This window comes from Hymenobacter sp. BRD128, assembly GCF_013256625.1.
Taxonomy (GTDB): domain Bacteria; phylum Bacteroidota; class Bacteroidia; order Cytophagales; family Hymenobacteraceae; genus Hymenobacter.
Genome location: NZ_CP053908.1, coordinates 2,167,883 through 2,188,368, shown reverse-complemented (window position 1 = coordinate 2,188,368; position 20,486 = coordinate 2,167,883). Strand labels below are relative to the sequence as shown.

The following is a 20,486-nucleotide window of genomic DNA, read 5'->3' as shown; positions in this document are numbered from 1 at the left end:
AAGACCAAGCAATAGCTAACGAAGCTGTCTGTGCAGCCCGTAATAACAAGTAGCCCGCTCATCATCAGATAAACGAGTTGCGGCATGGTGCAGTTTATCACAAAGTAATCCTTCTTCGACGCGCTCAGTGGCTGGAAAGCTAAAGCTCAGGCGCGTAGCGCCGGGGGAGAGCGTGGTATATTCGGGGGCAAAGCGCTGTACTAAGAATAAGCCAGGGCTAAGCACTGAGCCGTTGCGGCTAAATTGCTGGCTCACAAAATATTCACTTCGGGATGCAGCTCGATGCCGAACTGCGCGCGCACGGTGCGGATAATTTCCTCGGCTAGCTCGCGCAGCTCCTGGCCGGTGGCGCCGCCGTGGTTCACGAGCACCAGCGCCTGGCGCTCGTGCACGCCGTGGGTGCCCGCGCCGGCACCGCGCCGCATTCCTTTGAAGCCGGCCTGCTCGATAAGCCAGCCGGCGGGTACTTTCACCGCGCCCGGCACTGGGTAGCCCGGCAGGCCAGGGTAGCGGCTTTTGAGCTCGTCAAACTTGGCTGGCGATACTTCGGGATTCTTGAAAAATGAGCCCGCGTTGCCGATTTCGGCCGGGTCGGGCAGCTTCGAGCGCCGGATGTGCACCACCGCCTGGCTTACATCGCGCGGGGTGGGCTCGGCCTCAATGCCTAGCTCGGCCAGCGTTTCCTGGATGGCGCCGTAGCTGCTATCGATGGGCCGCCGGGCCTCGGCGCGGTGCAGGCGCAGCACCACGGCCGTAACCACAAACTGGCCCTTTAGCGGTCCCTTAAATACGCTTTCGCGGTAGCCGAAGCCGCATTCTTCCTTGGAAAACACGCGCAGCTCGCCGGTAGCGATGGCTAGGGCCTCCAGCCGCTCAAAAGTGTCTTGCAGCTCGGCGCCGTAGGCCCCGATGTTCTGGAGCGGGGCCGCGCCCACCGTGCCGGGGATGAGCGATAGGTTTTCAACGCCGCTCAAGGCTTGGTCGAGCGCGTATTCTACCAGCCCGTGCCAGCTTTCGCCGGCGCCGGCGCGCAGCAGGGCCGTGTGGGTGTCAGTATCTTCTGAAATGATTTCGAGGCCTTTAAGCTCATTCTTCAAAACTACACCCTCGAAGTTCTGCGTCAGCAGCAAATTGGAGCCTCCGCCCAGAATGAGTAGCGGCCCGGCCTGCGCCTGGGGGCTAGCCAGCAGCTGGCGCAGCGCTTCTACCGAGGCAAAGCGGGCAAAATAGCGGGCCTGCACATCGAGGCCAAAGGTGTTGTAGGGGCGGAGCGAAACGTTTTCTTCAAGCTGCATAGCCGCAAAGGTCGGGCAGTAGCGCGGACTTTGCAGTTCGCGTTTGGTACCGGTGGCGCTGGGCGCGGACTACAAAGTCCGCGCTACATTTAGGGCAATGGACCCCAAGCAAGCTACCCGGCTCAGCAAATTTCTCAGCCAGCACCTGCGGCATGCGCCCGCCGCCATTGGCCTGCGCCTGGAAGCTGGCGGCTGGGTGGCCGTGGCCGACCTGCTGGCCGCCTGCGCCGCCCACAGCCACCCGCTCACCCGCGACGAGCTGGAAGACTTGGTTGAAGACAACGACAAACAGCGCTTTGCCTTTGACGAAACCGGCCAGCGCCTGCGGGCGCAGCAGGGCCACAGCGTAGCGGTTGACTTGCAGCTAGCCCCCGCCGCGCCGCCCGCCGTGCTCTACCACGGCACCGCGCCGGCCGCGCTGCCCGCCATCCAGCGCGAGGGCTTGCAGAAGATGAGCCGCCACCATGTGCACCTCACCGCCGACGAAGCTACCGCCCGGCGCGTAGGCCAGCGCCGGGGCCGCCCCGTGCTACTAGCCATTGATGCGGCGGCGCTGCACGCGGCGGGCGGCGTGTTTTATAAATCGGGCAACGGCGTGTGGCTCATCGAGGCCGTGCCGCCCCATTACGTGCGCGAAGCCCAATAACCCAACGGCCCTGCCTCGTAGCACGAAGCAGGGCCGCTGAGGCTGCGCAAAGGCGCTAGTACTATTTGAGGTTCGCCTTCACATTGAATTGCGAATCAGCGCGCACCTTCGTGTCCTGCGGCAGGGCCTTGGCTAGCTCGGCCGAGGTGAAGAGGGTGTAATTGCCACTGCGCAGGTAGGTATCGAGCTTGGTGCCGCTAGGGGTGAGGCTAATGGAAGTCTGGCCGGTGGGCACGGGGCTGAGCGAGGCTAGCAGCACCTTATTGGTGCCGGCCGCATCGGTGGCGATGTAGATGCTGATGCTTTTCAGGAAATCGAACGTCTGGGTAGCCGGGTCGGTGGTGGTGAGCGTGAGCTTGTCGAGGGTCACATCCTGCACGTAATCAGCGGTGGTATTATTGCCCGCGTAGGTACTCGATGAGTTCGAGCTGACCGTAATACCCGGCAAGTTGAGGGCCGCGCCCGCCAGCAGGCCCGTGGCCGGAATGGTGAAGTTGGTCGAGTCGTTGACCTTGAAGGAAAGCAGGTCGGCTATTTTCTGGCAGCTGCTGGCGCCCAGCAGCAAGACAGGTAGCAACAGTAACAGAGCGAGAGCTTTAGACTGAAAATTTTTCATGCAGAAAAAAAGAAGCTGCTGGTAAGGCAGAAGTTAAAGGTTAGAAGGCGGCCATCAAACGCCCATTACTGGTAATAAAGTGCGCGGCGCGGTAGTTTTTACCGCACGCGGTAGCCGCTCAGCGCATAGAACAGGAGGTAGGCGTAGCATAGCGCCGGCACCAGCATGGCCACGCGCAGCCCGCCGCCGTGCGTCGAGATAAAGCCCATAAGCGGCGGAATAATAGCCCCGCCCACGATGGCCATTATCAGATACGACGAACCCTGCTTGGTAAATGGCCCGAGCCCGGTAATGGCCAGCGGGAAGATAACGGGCCACATAATTGAGTTCATTAGCCCGCACAGCACGATGAGCCACAGCGCCGTTTCGCCCTGGCTCAGCACCGAGGCGCCCACCAGCGCCACGCCCGCCGCGCACACCGCCACCAGCAGCACGCGGTTGTGAAACCGCAGCAGCAGCGGGATGCCCACCACCCGCCCCACCAGCGAGCCAAACCAGTACGACGACACCAGCACGGCCCCGACAGCCTTGGTAAAGCCTGCCGTGGTATCAATCGGTGCCGGGCTTTGCCCGAATAACTCGCCCGCGAAATTAGTGGCCACGTTCAGGCCGCGCACCAGGTTTTGGGTAAAGGGCGACAGCGCCCGAATACCTTGGCTTTCGCCGTAGCGAATAAGGAACGACCCTAGCCCTACTTCCACCCCCACGTACACAAAAATGGCCGCTATGCCCAGCACCAAGTGCCGGTAAGCGAGCGCCGAGCGGCGGCCGGCCGCCACCGCTTGATGCTCCAACACTGCTTCCTCGGGCAGAGCGTCGATATCGGGCAGGCGCAGCAGGAAGAAAATGCCCGCCAGCACCGCCAGAAAGCCGGCCAGCCCCAGGTAGGGCGCCTTCACGAGCTGGGCTTCCTGCGTGAGGCGCTGGGCCAGGGGCAGCGCCGCCAGCTGCGCCTTCAGCGCCACCGAGCCGCCGAATAGCAGCAGCCCGCCCACCAGCGGCGAAATGGCCCCGCCGAAGTTGTTGGCCACGCCCACGATGCTCACCCGCGAGGCCGCCCGCCGCGCCGGCCCCAGCACGCTCACGTAGGGGTTGGCCGCCACTTGCAGCAGCGTAATGCCCGCCCCCAGCACCGCCAGCGCCGTCAGAAACAGCGGAAACGCCCGCGTATTGGCCGCCGGCACGAAGAGCAGCGCCCCGCCCGCCATCACGAGCAGCCCCACCACGATGCCGCGCTGGTAGCCCAGCTTTTCGAGCAGCTTGCCGGCCGGCAGCGACATGAGAAAATACGCCCCAAAAAACGCCGACTGCACCGCCGATGACTGTAAATCAGTGAGCTGGCACACATCCTTGAGGTAGGGCATGAGCACGTCGTTGAAATTGGTAACCGCCCCGAAGAGCAGAAACAGCAGCGTCATGAGCACCATCGGCCCCGCGTAGGAGCGCGTAACGGTGTCCGAATTGGAGCGGAGGGGAGAAGTAACGGGAGTAGCCATACGGGGCGGAAGGTACAAAAAAAGCCGGCTGTGGGGCCGGCTAGTTGTTTGTGTGGGTCTTAAATTTCAATTCCCTCAATTAAAATCAACCCCTATTTTATTCGCTCGGCTAATTAAGTAGTTTATAAAAGCGCTGCACGAAACAAGCATCAATTTTGCGTCTTCAAAATCGCAATTCGCATCCTCTATTATTGCATGTCGGATACCATCAGCGTCACTAGTGTAGCCGTATATTTGTTTGAATCCTCTTTCTAGAGAAGGATGAATTTTAAGTTTGCCCTTGATTTTGTCGAGTGCACCGCCTAAAGTATCGTTTTTGTTATCCGATATTCTTTTAGTAACGCTTTCAACTGCCGATATAGATTCTTTTATAGAATTTCTGTAATCAGGATTTTTCTTATCTGATAACATATCCAATGCAGCCCTGAGATGAGTATTAGCACCTTTTAAAGCGGTGAAATTTCCGACGCTGTTGATTGCCTCTTCAATCTCAGATGTTTCTGTGGTATTCGTGATAGGTGCTATTCTATTGTCTACAAACCTATAACCGGAATTTTCGCTTTCTAAGGTGAAATTGCAAAACGCTTTAAATTCTTCAGCGTTAAAGCGAATAACTTCTTGATTAAGATTTATGATAAATTCTAATAAATCGTAAACTTCAAACCATTTTGATTTAAAATACTTCTCTCTAATTACTTCTTCGGCTCGATAAGTATTGCTGGGTATTGTATCAATTGGAAGTTTATAGAAATGCAGCCATAATAATTGACATAATACATCGAATGAAGTCTGTTGGCTATAGCGATTATTCTTGTCCAAGTAATCAAGTAGAAAGATTTTCAATCCATTCCATAACCCATTTCTTAGCTCCGCATCGATTGCTTCAAGTTGCATCATTTTGACAGATGAAACAATGCCCATTCTTTTTGAAAAGCTCATATTTTAATGCGATTAATGTTAAAATTTAATGTGCTTAAGTGAATATTATGGTTTTATCCACGCAATCTTTCCATCGCGCATTACCACGACTTCGCTGTTCTTCTGCCGCTTAAATTCCAACATCCGCTCGTAAGCGAGGTGCAAGCCTGTCATAATCTTGTCATGCATTGCGGTTTCGGGCGCAGTCTCTACGAAAGCCTCTTCGTCGAGTTGTGTAAGTGCAGCCAAATCATGGTCGGTTCTGTAATCTTCGAATAAGATATCAACTGCGCTACGGATGCCTCGCGCTTTTTCAGCTTCAATTGATGCCGAAGCCTGTTCGACAACGAAAATTCTATCTGCCAGAGGGAGCTTTTCAAGCTCGTGCAAAATGCTGGCTAGGGTCATGGCTCAGGTATCAGGTAAGCGATGCCGCAAGATAGCAGCAGCTTTTGCTTGACGCCCGGCTATGCCCAACCGCCTGCTAGCCCCGACCTTTGCGCCATGCACCTTACCGCCACCACCCAGTTTGGCCTCGAAGACGTACTGGCCGACGAGCTGCGCCAGCTCGGCGCCACCATCGACTACGTAGGCAGCCGCGCCGTCGAGTTTAGCGGCGACAAGAAGCTGCTCTACAACACCATCCTCTGGAGCCGCACGGCCATGCGCCTGCTGCGCCCCTTCGCCGATTTCTACGCCCCCGACGAGCGCGGCCTCTACGACGAGGTGTTCCAGATTGACTGGAGCCGCTTCATCCGCCCCGGCCAGACGTTTGCCATCACGGCCGTCGTCAATAAGTCGAGCTTCGAGCATTCCTTGTATGTGGCCCAGCTTACCAAGGACGCCATCGTGGACCAGTTCCGCGAGCGTACCGGCGAGCGGCCCAGCATCGACACCCGCAACCCCGACATCCGCATTCACCTGCGCATGCTCGAAAACGACGTGATTCTGAGCCTCGACGCGGCCGGCGACTCGCTGCACCGCCGCGGCTACCGCCAGGGCACCAACGAGGCCCCGCTCAACGAGGTGCTGGCCGCCGGCTTGGTGCTGCTCAGCGGCTGGGACCGGAAAAGCCCGCTCATTGACCCAATGTGCGGCTCGGCCACCATCCTCACCGAGGCCGGCCTGCTCGCCCAGCGCATTGCGCCGGGGCTGTTTCACCAGGGCAAATTCGGCTTTGAAAACTGGCCCGACTTCGACGCCGCGCTGTGGGCGCAGCTGCGCCAGGAGGCCGAGGCCCAGCGCATCGAAGAGCCCCAGGCCTACCTGGCCGGCTCCGACCTCGACCCCAAAGTTATCCGCGACGCGGCGGCTAATATCGAAGCGGCCGGCCTCGACGAGTGCATCCGGCTGAGCGTGCGCGACGTGCGCGACGCCCAGCCGCCGCAGGGGCAGGCGCCCGGCCTGGTCATCACCAACCCGCCCTACGGCGAGCGGATAGGGGAAGAAGCCCAGATGGACGCCCTTTACAAAACCATCGGCGATGCGCTCAAAACCAATTTTCAGGGCTACGAGGCGTTCATCTTTACCGGCAATTTGGAGGCCGCCAAGTGCATTGGATTGAAAGTGTCGCGGCGCATACCACTCTTTAACGGGCCGATTGACTGCCGCCTGCTGAAATATGAGCTATATCGCGGCTCACGGCGCGTAGCACCAGCTGGTGAACGATAAGTGGCTAGGCACAAGGCGGATGGGCACGGGAATAAGTGGAGCTGCCAGGTGAAAAAAAGCTGCTGAAAGCTAGCCGTTAACTGATTAGGAACAAGGTTTTTGCATCCCGACAGGTGAACTAGCCGTAAGTGAGTTCACCACTTAAACACCTTCTCTACATGCTTTCTTCCTGGAAAAGCGCCTCGGCCCGCTGGGCCGCGCCGCTAGCTGCCCTGGGCCTGCTGGCCGCGTGCAGCAACAGCCAAACCACCGAAACCACCACCTCAGCCACGGCCCGCGACTCGACGGCTACGGCCGCCAAGCCGGCTACCGACTCGTCGGCTGCTGGCCGGGCTATGGCCGTGAAGCCCAGCGGCCCCAAGCCCGCCTGGGTTTCCGGCCTGCACCCCGAGATGCAGACCGTGATTGAGCAGCTCACGGCCATGAGTGGCCCCACGCCGCTCAATAAGCTGCCCGTGCCCCAGGCCCGCAAGGCCCCCAGCCCCACCGACGCCACGATGGCCGTGATGCAGAAGTTCAATATCCCCACGCCGCCCGTTACCGCCGACACCATGAGCCGCGAGGTGGCCCCCGGCGTGAAGGCGCGCATCTACACGCCCAAGTCGGGCACGGCACCGTTCCCGGTTATTGTGTATTACCACGGCGGCGGCTGGGTTATTGCCAACCTCAATACCTACGACCCCTCGGTGCGCGCCCTGTGCGAGCAAACGGGCGCCGTTATCGTATCGGTGGCCTACCGCCAGGCGCCCGAGCATAAATTCCCCACGGCCCACAACGACAGCTTTGCCGCCTACCAGTGGACGCTCAAAAACGCCGCCAGCCTCAAGGGTGACCCGGCTAGGGTAGCCGTGGCCGGCGAAAGCGCCGGCGGCAACCTGGCCTGCGCCGTGAGCATGATGGCCCGCGACAAGAAAGTGCAATTGCCGAAGCACCAGCTGCTCGTGTATCCCATTGCCGGCTATGACCTGAATACGCCTTCGTACCAGGCTAATACTCAGACCAAGCCGCTCAATAAAGACTTGATGGCGTGGTTCTTCCAGCACTACCTGCGCACGCCCGCCGATGGTAAAAACCCGCTGATTGACCTCGTGCACGCCAACCTGAAAGGCCTGCCGCCCACTACGCTCATCACCGACCAATATGACCCGCTGATGAGCGAAGGCAAGATGCTCGCCGACAACCTCCAGAAAGCCGGTGTGACGGTAAAATATCAGAACTATGATGGCGTCACGCACGAGTTTTTCGGCATGGCCGCCGTGGTGCCCGAGGCCAAGCAGGCCCAGGCCCTGGCTAGCGGTGAGCTGAAAAGCGCGCTGAAGTAAAAGGCACCTTATCCCCGGTCCCCGCTCCCCAAAAGAGGGGGAGCCTAATGATTTAGTCAAAACAAAAAAGCTCTCAGCAACTGCTGAGAGCTTTTTTGTTTGAATCACTTGCTAATTCTGCCGGGGCTCCCCCTCTTTTGGGGAGCGGGGCCGGGGGTGAGGTGCCCCGAACGGAATTGCCTTGCTTTGCCATGCACGAACCTTCCACGCAGGGCGGCCCGCATGAGCATATTTATACTACCGACGCTCGCCCCTGGGACAAGGCTAAAGCCCACGCCCGCGAAAACCGCAAAGCACCGACAGCCGCCGAAAATGCCCTGTGACAGCAGTTGCGGGCTGCTCAATTGGGGGCTAAATTTCGCCGGCAGCATGCTATTGAGTTTTTTATTGTTGATTTTGTTTGCCTCAGCCACAAGCTGCTGATTGAGGTAGATGGCGAAATACACCAAGCGCCTGAGCAGGCCGAATACGATTCCGGTCGGACCTTCGTGCTAACGGAATTAGGTTTTCACGAACTTCGTTTCTCCAACGACCAAGTACTGCACCGGATGGACCAGGTTCTGGCCACCATCCGGCAGTACTTACAAACTACTACCAGCCTAGCAGGAGCAGCATCGTCTGGCTTTCCCTCTTTCTTAGAGCGGGAGCCGGGGGGTGAGGTGCCCCGCCCGAATGATATGCCCACTACCGCTGCCACTGCTGTTTCTCTCACGGCCGCCCGCCAGGCGCTCAAACGCTACTACGGCTACGATAATTTTCGGCCCATGCAGGGCGATATTATCCAGAGCATCCTGGGCGGCCAGGATACGGTGGTGCTCATGCCCACGGGCGGCGGCAAGTCGGTCTGCTTCCAGATTCCGGCCGTGGTGAGCGAGGGCGTGTGCGTAGTGGTATCGCCGCTCATTGCCCTGATGAAAGACCAGGTGGAGGCGCTGAAAGCCAACGGTATCGTGGCGGCCTACCTCAACAGCAGCGTGGGCCAGAGCGAGGCCAACGACATCGCCCGCGCCGCCGTGAGCGGCCACCTCAAGCTGCTCTACGTGAGCCCCGAAAAGCTACTGAGCGACGGCTTCTTGCAATTTCTGACGCGGGTCAATGTCAGTATTTTCGCTATTGACGAGGCGCACTGCATTTCGAGCTGGGGCCACGATTTCCGGCCCGAATACACCCAGCTGGGCACGTTGCGGCAGCACTTTCCGAGTACGCCCATCATTGCCCTTACGGCCACGGCCGACCGCCTCACCAAGCGCGACATCATCACCCAGCTCAAACTGCACGAGCCGAAAGTGTTTTTGTCGAGCTTCGACCGGCCCAATATCAACCTGCTCGTGCGCCCCGGCCAGGACCGCATCGGGCAGGTGCTCGACTACATCGGGCGCCACCCCAACGATGCGGGCATTATTTATTGCCTCTCGCGCAAGAGCTGCGAAACTATCGCCCAAAAGCTGCAGCAAAAGGGAATTAAGGCCGGCTACTACCACGCCGGCATGACGCCCAACCAGCGCGGCAGCGTGCAGGAGGCCTTTTTGCAGGACGACTTGCAGGTCATCGTGGCCACCATTGCTTTCGGCATGGGCATCGACAAGAGCAACGTGCGCTGGGTGATGCACTATAATCTACCTAAAAATATCGAGGGCTACTACCAGGAAATCGGTCGCGCCGGCCGCGACGGGGCGCCCGCCACGGCCATCTTGTTCTACAGCTTCGCCGATGTGCTCTCGATGCGCGAGATGGTGACCAAGGACGTGCCCGCCCGTCAGGCCCAGCTCAACACCGCCAAGCTGGAGCGTATGCAGCAGTTTGCCGAGGCTGCCAGCTGCCGCCGCCGCATCCTGCTGCACTATTTCTCCGAAGACCTGGGCCGCGACTGCGGCAACTGCGACATCTGCCGCAACCCACCCACCACCTTCGACGGCACGCTGCTAGCCCAGAAGGCACTCTCGGCCAGCGCCCGCGCTCAGCAGCGCGTGGCTATTAATTTATTGATTGATATTCTGCGCGGCATGCGCAACCAAGCCGTGCTGCAAGGCGGCTACGACCAGCTCAAAACCTACGGCGCGGGCCAGGATTTGCCCTACCTCGATTGGTACAGCTACGTGCACCAGATGCTCAACGATGGCCTGTTCTACATCGCCTACGAGGAAGGCTACGCCCTGAAAATCACCGAGCGCGGCCAGCAGGTGCTGAAAGGCCAGCTGCCGGTGTCGCTCAAGAAATTTCAGGTAGCCGAAAAGACCGAGAAGCCCACCCGCGCCGGCAAAAAAGCCGCTGCCGAAGCGGCGGCCGTGGCTGCCGGCTCGCCCGAGGCCCGGCTCTTCGAGCGCCTGCGCCAGCTGCGCAAGCGCATTGCCGACGAGCAGGGCGTGCCGCCCTACGTGGTGTTCAGCGACGCCACCTTGCAGGAGATGGCGCGCGAGCAGCCCACCAGCCGGGTGGCTATGCTCAGTATCTCGGGCGTGGGCATGAAGAAGTTTGAAACCTACGGCGAGGCCTTTATCGAAGCTATTATCCAGCACGGCCCGCCGCGCGCCGTGCCCGCCGAGGACGAGGCCGACGACCTGCCCAGTCGGCCGCCCTTCACCGACGACTTCGGGCCTGCAAAAGAAAAAAGCGCCCCGGCTAAGGGTGCCACGGAAGAAGCCACGATTGAGCTGCACCGCCAGGGCCTCAACCTGACGCAGATAGCCCAGCAGCGCGGGCTAGCCTTGAGCACCGTGCAGGGCCACCTGGAGCGCGCCTACGCCAAAGGCCAGGCCCTGCGCCTGCACGAGTTTCTGAGCGATTCCGACCTGGCGGCCATTGCCGCTGCCCGCGCCCAGCTAGGCCCCGGCGCGGGCCTGCGCGACCTCTTCGACCACCTGCGCGAGAAATACGACTATTTCCAGCTGCGGCTGGCTGGCATCCGGGCGCAGCGGGGAAAGTAATACGTTACCGTAGCTAGTGCCCACCGCAACAGCCGCCCAGAAGGCGGCTGTTTTTATATCCGGCCACCCAAAATTTCGTCTCCCCCAACAATTCCCATCCCGTTAGCGTTGGCAAGTCTAATGGAATTAGTAACTTGCGGCCGGTGTTGCCGGTTTTGTGCGTCGCGTGCCCTCCGCGTTGGGTTTTCCTTTCCCTGTCTTCCCTACCGTTATGATTAATACCAACCTCAAGTTCTGGCGCCGCGAGCTAGGGCTCACGCAAGCGCAATTGGCTGACAAACTGAATATTAAGCGCTCGCTAGTAGGTGCTTACGAGGAAGGCCGCGCCGAGCCGCGCCTGGCTACGCTCGTCAACATGGCCCGGCTGTTCAATATTCCGCTCGACTCGCTGGCTACTACCGACTTTACGAAGCGCAAAAACGCCAAAACGGCTGCCGCCCTGCGCGAGGCCGGCCCACTCACCGATACGCTGCCCGAAGACAAGCCGCTGCGCGTGCTGGCCTTCACGGTGGGGCTCGACGATAAAGAAAATATTGAGCTGGTACCCCTGAAAGCCGCCGCCGGCTACCTCAACGGCTACGCCGACCGCGAGTTTATCGAAGAACTGCCGCGTTTCCGCTTGCCCATGCTGGCTAGCACCGGCACTTACCGCGCCTTCGAAATCGCTGGCGACTCGATGCTACCGCTGGCCAGCGGCACCACCATTGTGGGCCGCTACGTCGACGACTGGGCAAATATCAAAGACGGCACGCCCTGCATCGTGGTGAGCCAGAAGGATGGTATCGTATTCAAGCGCGTGTATAACAAGCTGAAGCAGAGCGCCATGTTTGCCCTGCAATCGGATAACCCGCTTTACTCGCCCTACGATGTGAAGGCCGAAGACGTGCTCGAAATTTGGGAAGCCAAAAGCTACATCAGCAGCGCTTTTCCCATCGGCGGCGTATCGCTGGAGCACCTGGCTAGCATGGTGCTCGACCTCACGCAGCAGGTGAAGCAGCTACAATTGCAGCGGGTGTAGGGTAGGCCAGCCAAGCAAAACGCCTGTCATGCTGAGCTTGCTCAACACGACAGGCGTTTTTTCTTTCTGGCTAGCTTATCTACTTCAGCTGCATCTCCTCAATAATATGCTTAATTTTCTCCTCCGCCTTTTTGTGCGTCTGCTCGTAATCGGCAATGGAGGCTAGCGGCTCCTTCACGCTGAAGTAAAACTTGATTTTGGGCTCGGTGCCACTCGGGCGGGCCGAGATTTTGTCGCCGGCCGCAGTGATGAATTGCAGCACGTTGGAGCTTTCTACGCCGGTGCTTTCTTCCTGGCCCGAGGCCAGGTGCTGAATTTTGCCGGTCTGGTAATCGCGGATTTCCACCACTGGCGAGCCGGCTAGGGTCTTGGGTGGGTTTTTGCGCAGCTCCACCATCATCTCCTGAATTTCCTCGGCGCCGCGCTGGCCCTTCTTGGTCAGGGAGATAAGGTCTTCGACGTAGAGGCCGTACTGAGCGTACATCTGCTGCATTTCCTGGTAGAGGGTACGGCCCTGGCCTTTGGCCACGGCGGCCATTTCGGCCACGAGGGCGCAGGCCGTCACGGCATCTTTGTCGCGCACGAAGTCGCCGATGAGAAAGCCGTAGCTTTCCTCGCCGCCGCAGATGTAAGTTTCAACGCCCGTAAGCTCGCGGATGAGGCCGGCAATGTACTTGAAGCCGGTGAGCGTGCGGTAGTATTTTACGCCGTAGTGGTGCGCAATATCGCCCAGGATTTCGCTCGTCACGATGGTGTACACGATAAAATCATTAGGCAATGATTTGCCGGCTTTCTGGCGCGCCGACAAAATGTAGTGCGTGAGGAGCGCGGCCGTCTGGTTGCCGTTGAGCAAAACCCACTCGCCCTTGTCGTTTTTCACGCCCACGCCCACGCGGTCGGCGTCGGGGTCGGTGGCTAGCACGATGTCGGCGTTTTGCGCTTTGGCTTGGTCGAGGGCCATTTGCATGGCCGATTTCTCTTCCGGATTAGGCGACTGCACCGTGGGGAAGTTGCCATCGGGCTCGGCCTGTCCGGGCACCACGCTCACGTTGGTAAACCCGAACTCGGCCAGAGCCGGTGGCACCAGCTTGATGCCCGAGCCGTGCAGCGGCGTGTACACGATGCCCAAATCGTGCTGCTGCTGAATAGCGGCAGGATTGATGCTCAGCTTCTTAACCTCGGCCAGATAGGCGGCGTCCACTTCCTGGCCGATACTATGAATGCGGCTAGGGTCACCGTTGAAACGCACCTCCTCGGGGCTGGTGATTTTATTCACCTCCGCAATAATATTGGTGTCGTGCGGGGCCACTACCTGCGAGCCGTCGTTCCAGTACACCTTGTAGCCGTTATACTCCTTGGGGTTGTGCGAGGCCGTGATGACGCAGCCGCTCTGGCAGCCCAGGTGCCGAATGGCAAACGACAGCTCGGGCGTGGGCCGCAGGCTCTCAAACAGGTAGGCCGTGATGCCGTTGCCCGCAAAAATGCCAGCCACCGTTTCGGCAAAAAAGCGCGAGTTGTTGCGCGAGTCGTGCGCGATAGCCACCTTGATTTCCTGGTTCGGGAAACTCATCTTCAAGTAGTTGCACAAGCCCTGCGTGGCCATGCCCAGCGTGTAGCGGTTCATGCGGTTCGAGCCCGCGCCCATGATGCCGCGCAGGCCGCCGGTGCCAAACTCCAGGCTACGGTAAAAAGCATCGTTGAGCTGGTCGTCCTGGTGCGTATCAACGAGGTGTTTGATTTCGGCCTGGGTGTCAGCATCGTAGGCGGGTGTGAGCCAGGTGTTGATGCGCTGCTGAACGTCGGAGGAGAGGGGCATGGGAAGAAGAGTTAGGAGAGGCGATGTCGAACAAAAGTAAAGACGCCGGCGGGCGTCTTTGGCAGGTATTGCTCTACGAGGGGAGGGCGGCGAAGTTGGGGCTAGCCGGCATGGTGCGCTTAGCTCACTTAGCTGTGGCGGTTTCCTCGCGCAGCTCCACGCCGTAGCGCTTGGCAAAGCCTTCGAGCTGGCCGCGCAGCACGGCACGGCGGCGGGTGCCGCGCACCTCGCGCATGTTCAGCACATGTATGTCGCCGTCTTTGAGGCGCACCCGCAGCTGGCGGGGCATCAGCTCAAGCAAACTCATGCTTTCGGCCGCAAAAACCTGCTTGGCCCGAAACAAGCCGGCCTTGTGCACCAGGTAGCCGGGCGCAAACTCAAAGTAGCTCTGGGTGCCGAAAACCGGCGCATTGTGCACCAGAATGAACCCCAGATACACCACGCAGCCCGCCAGAAATACGTAGCTCAGCCAGTGAAAATCCTGCGTGGCAGGCGAGTTGCGCAGCATTAATACGGCGTAAATAATGGCAAAAAGCGCCAGTGAAACCTGCACCCCAAACGAGAGGCGCGATGAGTTGGCGGGGCGTAAGCGAATGCGGGTGGTACCGGTGGGCATGGGGCAAAAGTAGCTATGAGTTAAAAATTATGGGTTATGAGTTGGTAGCCAGGCGCACATACGCTTGACTACCAACTCATAACCCATAATTTTTAACTCGTACTTCTACGAAAGCTTGGCTTCCAGGGTCATTTCGCCCACGGCGCCGAGCGCCTTCGATACCGGGCAGTTGGCCTTGGCAAAGTCGGCGTGCTTCTGAAAATCTTCGGGCGTAATGTTGCCGCCGGTTACTTTGCCTTGCACGCTCACCGCGATTTTGGTGATAACGGGCGGCTGCTGAGCTGGGTCAAGCGTCACGGTCGATGTAGTTTGTAAGTCCTCCACAGTGTGGCCGTGCTGCGAAAGCACGATGGCCAAGAACATGGTGTAGCAGCCGGCGTGCGCCGCGCCAATCAGCTCTTCGGGGTTGGTACCTTTCTGCCCTTCAAAGCGCGCGCCTACCGAGTACGGGGCTTCTACCGTGCCGCTCTTGGTAGTGATGGTGCCGTGACCTTTCATGTCGCCCGTCCACTGGGCTTTGCCAAACTGGTTAATCATAGGAGTAACTAAAAAGAAATAAGGAGTGAGGACCGGCCAATACCGGCAACTGTCATACGAATAACGGGTGGCCTTGAGTTTTGTTGAAGTTTGTTAGATATTTTATTAAACAAAAAACAATCAAAAGTCAGCTATGCCACTTAAGCGCAAGAAAGCCAAGTAGCTGCCTTTGGTACGGCGTAGGTACGGAATGGCAGCTAGCCAGCGGTATCGTAAGCACCTTTGCTGCATAAGCCCGATTTTTACGCTTCTATGGGAATAAAAGCCGCCTTAAGCCGCCCCCTGGCGGCCTATACCGTGCACCGCTACCGGCAGTGGCAGCGCCAGCCCGTTGCCACGCAGCTAGCCCTGCTGCGCACGCTGACGCGCACGGCGGCCGGCACGGCCTTTGGCCAGGCGCACGACTTCGGGGTCATCCAAACGCCCGCCGACTTTGCGGCCCGCGTGCCCATCCGCGACTACGAGGCCCTCAAGTCCTATTTCGACCGCGTAAAAGCCGGTGCGCCTGCTATTCTCTGGCCCGGCCGGCCGCTGTACCTGGCCAAAACCAGCGGTACCACTAGCGGCGCCAAGTACATTCCGATTACGCGGGCCAGCATCGGCAACCACATCAACGGGGCCAAGGACGCGCTGCTGCACTACGTGGCCGCCACTGGCCGCGCGCGCTTTCTTGATGGCAAGCTGATTTTCCTGTCCGGCTCGCCCGAGCTGGAGCGCGTGGGCGGCATCCCGACGGGCCGGCTCTCGGGCATCGTCAACCACCACGTGCCGGCCTATCTGCGTCGTAACCAGCTGCCTAGCTATGCCACCAACTGTATCGAGGACTGGGAAGCCAAGCTCGATGCCATTGTGCGCGAAACGCTGGGGCAGCCCATGACGCTCATTTCCGGCATTCCACCCTGGGTGCAGATGTATTTCGACCGCCTCACGGCCCGCACCGGCCGGCCGGTGGGAGAGGTGTTTCCGAACTTCGACCTCTTCGTATCGGGCGGCGTGAGCATGGAGCCCTACCGCGCCCGCCTGCTCGAAAGCATCGGCCGGCCGGTCGATAGCATCGAGCTGTTTCCGGCCTCCGAGGGCTTTTTGGCCTTTCAGGACCAGCCCGGCAACCCCGGCCTGCTGCTGCGGCTGGCCAGCGGCATCTTCTTCGAGTTTGTGCCTGCCGAGCGGTTTTTTGAGGCAAATCCGCCCCGCCTCACCATCGCCGAGGTAGAGCTGGGGCAGCAATACGCCGTCGTGCTGACTTCCAATGCCGGCCTCTGGGCCTACTCGCTCGGCGATACCGTGCGCTTTGTCGATTTGTACCCGCACCGGGTGGTGGTCACGGGGCGCATCAAGCATTTTCTCTCGGCTTTCGGCGAGCACGTTATCGGCGAAGAAGTGGAAGCCGCTCTGCGTGAAGCCGTGCGCCAGCATCCCGAAACCGAAGTCACCGAATTTACCGTGGCGCCCTTGGTGAGCGGCGACCCTGGCCAGCCCTCGCGCCACGAGTGGCTGGTCGAGTTTGCCCAGCCGCCACGCGATGCCGCTAGCTTCGCCGCCGCGCTCGATACGGCGCTACGCCACCGCAATACCTATTACGACGACCTGCGCCAGGGCAGTATCCTGGTGCCATTGCAGCTCACGCCGCTGCCGGCCGGCGCGTTTCAGCGCTACATGAAAAGCGTGGGCAAGCTGGGCGGGCAGAATAAGGTGCCGCGCCTGGGCAACGATAGAAAGCTGGCCGATGGGCTGCGTCAGTTCCTCACGAGCGTCAGGTAGTCAGCCGTATATTTCAGCATCACGCCGCCAATCACCGATATTTCGCAGCTCGACCCTAGCCAGCGCTATACCTTCGCCGACTACCTGTGCTAACGCTTCACGGAATACGTGGCGTTTATCAAGGGCAGGATTCTTCGCAAGATGCCGGCGCCCACTTCGGCGCACCAGCAACTTGCGTCTAACTTCCACGGCGTTAGCTGGAACTGCCTGCGTCGGCAGCCCTGCCGGGTCTTTTCGGTGCCTTTCGATGTGCGCCCGCTGCGCGGTACCGGCAACGGCGACGCCCAGATAACTACCGTGGTGCAGCCCGACATCAGCGCTAGCTGCGACCGGGCCAAAAGCGACAAGCGCGGCTGCCTGGACGCGCCCGACTGGCTCGGTATTTTTGAGGAAGCGCAGTAGGGCACCGGCTAGCCAGGTATTTTGCCCTGCGTGCCCGGTTTTTTAGCTGCCATTGGCGTGCGCAACAAAGCTGCCGTATGGCCCTGGCTACTGGAGGTGCATAACTATGCCTGGTTCGGCAGCTTTTTCGTGGCGGGTGGAGTGCATCGGGCACTAATGCGTGGGCGTATGCTAGCGCGTGCTTAGGAGTAGCGATGTGTCAGCAGATATAGTTGGTTAAGTTTACGGTGCTGAAGTTGCTTAACCAATCGCATCACCAGCGAAGCCTTAGTTTGGGTATTAATAGACAAATAAACTGCTGATGGCATGTGGGTTAGTCTTGGTGAAAGTGCCCGGGCAGCCTCGATGCAGTCCAGTAGTTGGGCTTGCGTAAGCGTAACGCTAGTATTGATTTGCTGACGGGTAGGCACTGACGGAGAGGTAGCTGATAGGCTGGGCAACAATTCAGGCCTGACTGCTACAAAGGCCTTCGATTGCAGCGCAGCTGGAAAATGCACACCAAATTTTTTGCTGACCTGCTCCAAAACGGCCTGTTGCAGGGCAGGCTCGGAAACTGAAAACGAAAAATATCCGCTGGTAGTCAAAGAAATGTAAATGTAATTATGTTCTGGTGCAAATAGGCATGCGTAGCCCGTTATGTACGGCGTTTCTTCCAGTGCAACCAGCCCTTTAGCTGGCTCCTTCAGGGTGCCAGCAAGCATAAAAAAATAGCATATAACCAAAAATAGCCCCGCGAACGGGGCCACTTCGGGCCGCCCCAAGCATGGCAGCCGATGCCGGATTGTGCGTTTCATTGCCAATGGTCAAGTGAAGTATAATCACTTGATGCCGACCGCAAAAAAAATCCACACCGTTACTTAGGCCAACTCAAACTGCAAGCGCAGTAAATTGGCATACAGCCCGCCCGCCCGGTCGCTTAATTCCTCGTGGGTGCCGGCTTCCACGATGCGGCCGCCGTCGATAACCAGGATTTTGTCCACCTTGCGGATGGTGCTGAGGCGGTGGGCGATGATGAGGCTGGTACGGTTCTGCATCAACTCGTCAAGGGCACCTTGCACGAGCTTTTCGCTCTCGCTGTCGAGCGACGAGGTGGCCTCGTCGAGGATGAGGACCGCCGGATTTTTGAGGATGGCGCGGGCAATGGCCACGCGCTGGCGCTGCCCGCCCGAGAGCTTGATGCCCCGGTCGCCCACCACCGTATCGAGCGCCTCGGGGAAGGCGCTGATAAACTGCCAGGCATTGGCGCGGCGGGCGGCTTCGATAATTTCCTGGTCGCTAGCGTTGGGCTTGCCGTAGGCAATATTTTCGCGAATGGTGCCGCCGAAAAGCAGCGTTTCCTGCGGCACAATGCCAATGTGGCGGCGCAGGCTGGTGAGGTCGTAGTCCTGCACGTCGTGGCCATCGACCAGGATGCGGCCGCCGCTGAGCGGGTAGAACTGCATCAGCAGGCCCGCAATGGTACTTTTGCCCGCGCCGCTGGGGCCGACGAGCGCAATTTTCTCGCCCGCCGCGATGTGAAAATCAATGTCTTGCAGCACCGGTACATCGGGCCGGGTAGGGTAGCGGAACGCCACGTGCTCGTAGCGAATGTCGCCTCGTATCTGGGCGGGTACGAGGCCGGTGGCCGGCTCACGCAGGGTCGGCTCGGGCGTTTCGTCCAGAATTTCGAGAATGCGCTCGCTAGCCCCCAGCGTGCTCTGCACCTTGCCGTAGAGCTCGCCCAGGCCGGCTACGGAAGCCCCGATGAAGGCCGTATAGATGATAAACGACACCAATTGTCCGATTTCGAGGTGGCCAGGGCCGGCCGTGTACACCAGCGTAGCGCCGCGCCACAGCACCAGAATGATGCCGCCAAACAGGCCGATAATCACGAATGACACGAAGCCGCCCCGGTACAGGTTGCTTTGCAGTGCGGCCCGCACCACCTTGCCCAGCGATACGGTATAGCGTCGGGTTTCAAACTGCTCGTTCGTAAACGCCTTCACCGAGTTGATGGCCTGCAAGGTTTCCTCCACGATGGTATTGGTGTGGGCTAGCTCCTGCTGCGTGGTCTTGGCTAGGGTGCGGATTTTGCGCCCGAAAAGCCCCGCCGCCAGCACGATGGGCGGGAAGGTAACCAGCATAAACAACGATAATTTCACCGACACCAGCATAATAAAGGTGATACCGCCCAGCAGCGTAAACACCTGCCGGAATAGCTCGGCCAGCGTGAGCGAAAACGTGTCCTGAATCTGAGCCACGTCGCTGGTAATGCGCGAGGTGATAGCGCCCACGCGGTTTTGCTCGAAAAACGGGATGGGCAGCTGCACAAACTTGGCGTAGAGTGCCTGCCGGATGTCGCGCACCGTAAACTCGCTCACCTGCGTGAAAAACCAGATGCGTCCAAATGAGAAAAATCCCTGGCACACAATGACGACGAACAGCAGCAGCGCAATCCGATTGATGTCGAGCGAGAGGCCGCCGGGCAGCAGCACCGGCTTGTGGTTAGCGGCATCGACGAGCTTGCCAGCCACCCACGGAAAAGCCATAAACGTGCTGCTGCTCAGCACCAGCATCAGCAGACCCACGATAAACTTGGCCCGGTAGGGCAGCACAAACTTGAAAATGCGTAGGCTGCGCTTCAGTGATTCCTTGTTTACTTTCGGTTTGGGTAGGTCGGCGGTAGCGTCGCCGCCGCTGGTATTCAATCCACTACGGGCCATAATTCAACGGGGCCGGCTAGGGGCCGGCCTACTTATTTTAGTAGACGCGAACTCACGCTAATTGCTTTGAGCTGTTCGCTTAAAAATTCATAAATGAACGGTCATGCTGAACGCAGTAAAGCATCTCGCCCGCTTCGTTCAACGATTCACGCGAGATGCTTCACTGCGTTCAGCATGACCGTTCTGGGAAGCTATTTACCAAGCAGGGCTAAAATTTAATTTAGGCCCGGCGCGTCCTTGGCCGAGCGGGGTACTTTGCGGTTGATTTCGAATTGCGTCACGCCCGCGTTGTCGAAGGGTACGGGCACCTGCACCAGCACGGGCACCGGCACGCCGCGCCGGGTGGCGGGCTGCCAGGCCGGCATAGCCTGCACCACGCGCAGCGCCTCGGCGTTGCATTCGGGCGAGAGGCCCTTGGCTACTTTGGGGTTAAGGAGCTTGCCATCGGTGCCGATAGTAGCCGCTATCACTACGTCGCCGGTCACGCGGGCCTGCTTGGCTTTCACCGGAATTTGCACGTTCTGGCTGAAAAACTCGCCCATTGCCTCTTCCCCGCCGGGGAAGGCGGGTGGGTGGTCGGGCCGGTTTTCGGCGCCGCCGCCGGCTTGCAATTGCATATTGCCGGGCGTGAGCACGATGGGCGCTTTGGTCGGAGCCGGCTTGACTTGGGCCAGCGCCGCCAGGGGGCAGCCAGGAGAATAGCGAAGAAGTAAGCGCGCATAGAACGTAAAAAACGACGCAGAAAA

The 20,486-nt window shown here is 59.4% G+C and carries 20 protein-coding genes and 1 pseudogene; 9 read left to right on the top strand and 12 right to left on the bottom strand.

Features of this window, described 5'->3' with window-relative positions; genetic code table 11:
- Nucleotides 1-15: 15 nt before the first annotated feature.
- Entirely contained in the window at nt 16-255 is a 240-nt protein-coding gene (locus GKZ68_RS09665) for a hypothetical protein (protein WP_173113816.1), read from the bottom strand.
- Entirely contained in the window at nt 252-1,295 is a 1,044-nt protein-coding gene (gene murB, locus GKZ68_RS09660) for a UDP-N-acetylmuramate dehydrogenase (RefSeq protein ID WP_173113813.1), read from the bottom strand. Before murB ends, GKZ68_RS09665 begins: the two co-directional genes overlap by 4 nt.
- Before the next feature lie 97 nt (nt 1,296-1,392).
- On the opposite strand from murB, the gene GKZ68_RS09655 reads away from it, so the two are divergent.
- On the top strand, nt 1,393-1,941 hold the full coding sequence (locus tag GKZ68_RS09655; RefSeq protein ID WP_173113810.1) for an RNA 2'-phosphotransferase: 549 nt from the start codon (nt 1,393-1,395) through the stop codon (nt 1,939-1,941).
- A 61-nt stretch (nt 1,942-2,002) separates the two neighbouring features.
- On the opposite strand, the gene GKZ68_RS09650 is transcribed toward GKZ68_RS09655, so the two are convergent.
- The 4 genes from GKZ68_RS09650 to GKZ68_RS09635 form a co-directional block, all read right to left on the bottom strand.
- Entirely contained in the window at nt 2,003-2,557 is a 555-nt protein-coding gene (locus tag GKZ68_RS09650) for a hypothetical protein (protein WP_173113807.1), read from the bottom strand.
- Between the two features lie 98 nt (nt 2,558-2,655).
- Nucleotides 2,656-4,053, bottom strand: a complete 1,398-nt coding sequence (locus tag GKZ68_RS09645; RefSeq protein ID WP_173113804.1) for a sugar MFS transporter — start codon at nt 4,051-4,053, stop codon at nt 2,656-2,658.
- Between the two features lie 75 nt (nt 4,054-4,128).
- Nucleotides 4,129-4,992: an AbiJ-NTD4 domain-containing protein gene (locus tag GKZ68_RS09640; RefSeq protein WP_173113801.1), complete on the bottom strand. Its 864-nt coding sequence runs from the start codon at nt 4,990-4,992 to the stop codon at nt 4,129-4,131.
- Between the two features lie 45 nt (nt 4,993-5,037).
- Nucleotides 5,038-5,379: a hypothetical protein gene (locus GKZ68_RS09635; protein ID WP_173109583.1), complete on the bottom strand. Its 342-nt coding sequence runs from the start codon at nt 5,377-5,379 to the stop codon at nt 5,038-5,040.
- Between the two features lie 96 nt (nt 5,380-5,475).
- Here GKZ68_RS09635 and GKZ68_RS09630 point away from each other — a divergent pair, with 96 nt between their 5' ends.
- From GKZ68_RS09630 to GKZ68_RS09615, 6 genes and pseudogenes are all read left to right on the top strand, one after another.
- Nucleotides 5,476-6,642, top strand: coding sequence for a class I SAM-dependent RNA methyltransferase (locus GKZ68_RS09630; RefSeq protein WP_173113798.1), 1,167 nt, complete (start codon nt 5,476-5,478; stop codon nt 6,640-6,642).
- A gap of 158 nt (nt 6,643-6,800) precedes the next feature.
- Nucleotides 6,801-7,964: an alpha/beta hydrolase gene (locus GKZ68_RS09625; protein WP_173113795.1), complete on the top strand. Its 1,164-nt coding sequence runs from the start codon at nt 6,801-6,803 to the stop codon at nt 7,962-7,964.
- Nucleotides 7,965-8,155: 191 nt separating this feature from the next.
- On the top strand, nt 8,156-8,287 hold the full coding sequence (locus tag GKZ68_RS22395) for a hypothetical protein (RefSeq protein WP_302052012.1): 132 nt from the start codon (nt 8,156-8,158) through the stop codon (nt 8,285-8,287).
- Nucleotides 8,288-8,293: 6 nt separating this feature from the next.
- A pseudogene (locus GKZ68_RS22665) lies at nt 8,294-8,536 on the top strand (endonuclease domain-containing protein); the annotation flags it as partial.
- A gap of 105 nt (nt 8,537-8,641) precedes the next feature.
- Nucleotides 8,642-10,888, top strand: a complete 2,247-nt coding sequence (gene recQ, locus GKZ68_RS09620) for a DNA helicase RecQ (protein WP_254244236.1) — start codon at nt 8,642-8,644, stop codon at nt 10,886-10,888.
- Nucleotides 10,889-11,099: 211 nt separating this feature from the next.
- Nucleotides 11,100-11,906 (top strand): XRE family transcriptional regulator, encoded by an 807-nt coding sequence (locus tag GKZ68_RS09615; RefSeq protein ID WP_173113789.1) that lies wholly within the window; start codon nt 11,100-11,102, stop codon nt 11,904-11,906.
- A 79-nt stretch (nt 11,907-11,985) separates the two neighbouring features.
- Here the strand turns inward: GKZ68_RS09615 and GKZ68_RS09610 are convergent, their stop codons facing one another.
- From GKZ68_RS09610 to GKZ68_RS09600, 3 genes are all read right to left on the bottom strand, one after another.
- Complete coding sequence (locus GKZ68_RS09610; RefSeq protein WP_173113786.1) at nt 11,986-13,722, bottom strand: phospho-sugar mutase; 1,737 nt, start codon at nt 13,720-13,722, stop codon at nt 11,986-11,988.
- A 124-nt stretch (nt 13,723-13,846) separates the two neighbouring features.
- A complete protein-coding gene (locus tag GKZ68_RS09605) occupies nt 13,847-14,338 on the bottom strand; it encodes a hypothetical protein (protein ID WP_173113783.1) in 492 nt (163 codons plus the stop codon).
- Nucleotides 14,339-14,443: 105 nt separating this feature from the next.
- Nucleotides 14,444-14,875: an OsmC family peroxiredoxin gene (locus GKZ68_RS09600; protein WP_173113780.1), complete on the bottom strand. Its 432-nt coding sequence runs from the start codon at nt 14,873-14,875 to the stop codon at nt 14,444-14,446.
- Nucleotides 14,876-15,127: 252 nt separating this feature from the next.
- Here GKZ68_RS09600 and GKZ68_RS09595 point away from each other — a divergent pair, with 252 nt between their 5' ends.
- Nucleotides 15,128-16,636: a GH3 auxin-responsive promoter family protein gene (locus tag GKZ68_RS09595; RefSeq protein WP_173113777.1), complete on the top strand. Its 1,509-nt coding sequence runs from the start codon at nt 15,128-15,130 to the stop codon at nt 16,634-16,636.
- A gap of 141 nt (nt 16,637-16,777) precedes the next feature.
- Nucleotides 16,778-17,038 carry a Uma2 family endonuclease gene (locus tag GKZ68_RS09590; RefSeq protein ID WP_173113774.1) on the top strand — a complete coding sequence of 87 codons (261 nt, stop codon included), beginning with the start codon at nt 16,778-16,780 and terminating at the stop codon, nt 17,036-17,038.
- Nucleotides 17,039-17,220: 182 nt separating this feature from the next.
- Here the strand turns inward: GKZ68_RS09590 and GKZ68_RS09585 are convergent, their stop codons facing one another.
- From GKZ68_RS09585 to GKZ68_RS09575, 3 genes are all read right to left on the bottom strand, one after another.
- Nucleotides 17,221-17,739 (bottom strand): hypothetical protein, encoded by a 519-nt coding sequence (locus tag GKZ68_RS09585; RefSeq protein ID WP_173113771.1) that lies wholly within the window; start codon nt 17,737-17,739, stop codon nt 17,221-17,223.
- A 156-nt stretch (nt 17,740-17,895) separates the two neighbouring features.
- A complete protein-coding gene (locus GKZ68_RS09580) occupies nt 17,896-19,740 on the bottom strand; it encodes an ABC transporter ATP-binding protein (RefSeq protein WP_173113768.1) in 1,845 nt (614 codons plus the stop codon).
- 215 nt (nt 19,741-19,955) lie between these two features.
- On the bottom strand, nt 19,956-20,357 hold the full coding sequence (locus tag GKZ68_RS09575) for an energy transducer TonB (protein WP_173113765.1): 402 nt from the start codon (nt 20,355-20,357) through the stop codon (nt 19,956-19,958).
- Nucleotides 20,358-20,486 lie beyond the last annotated feature (129 nt).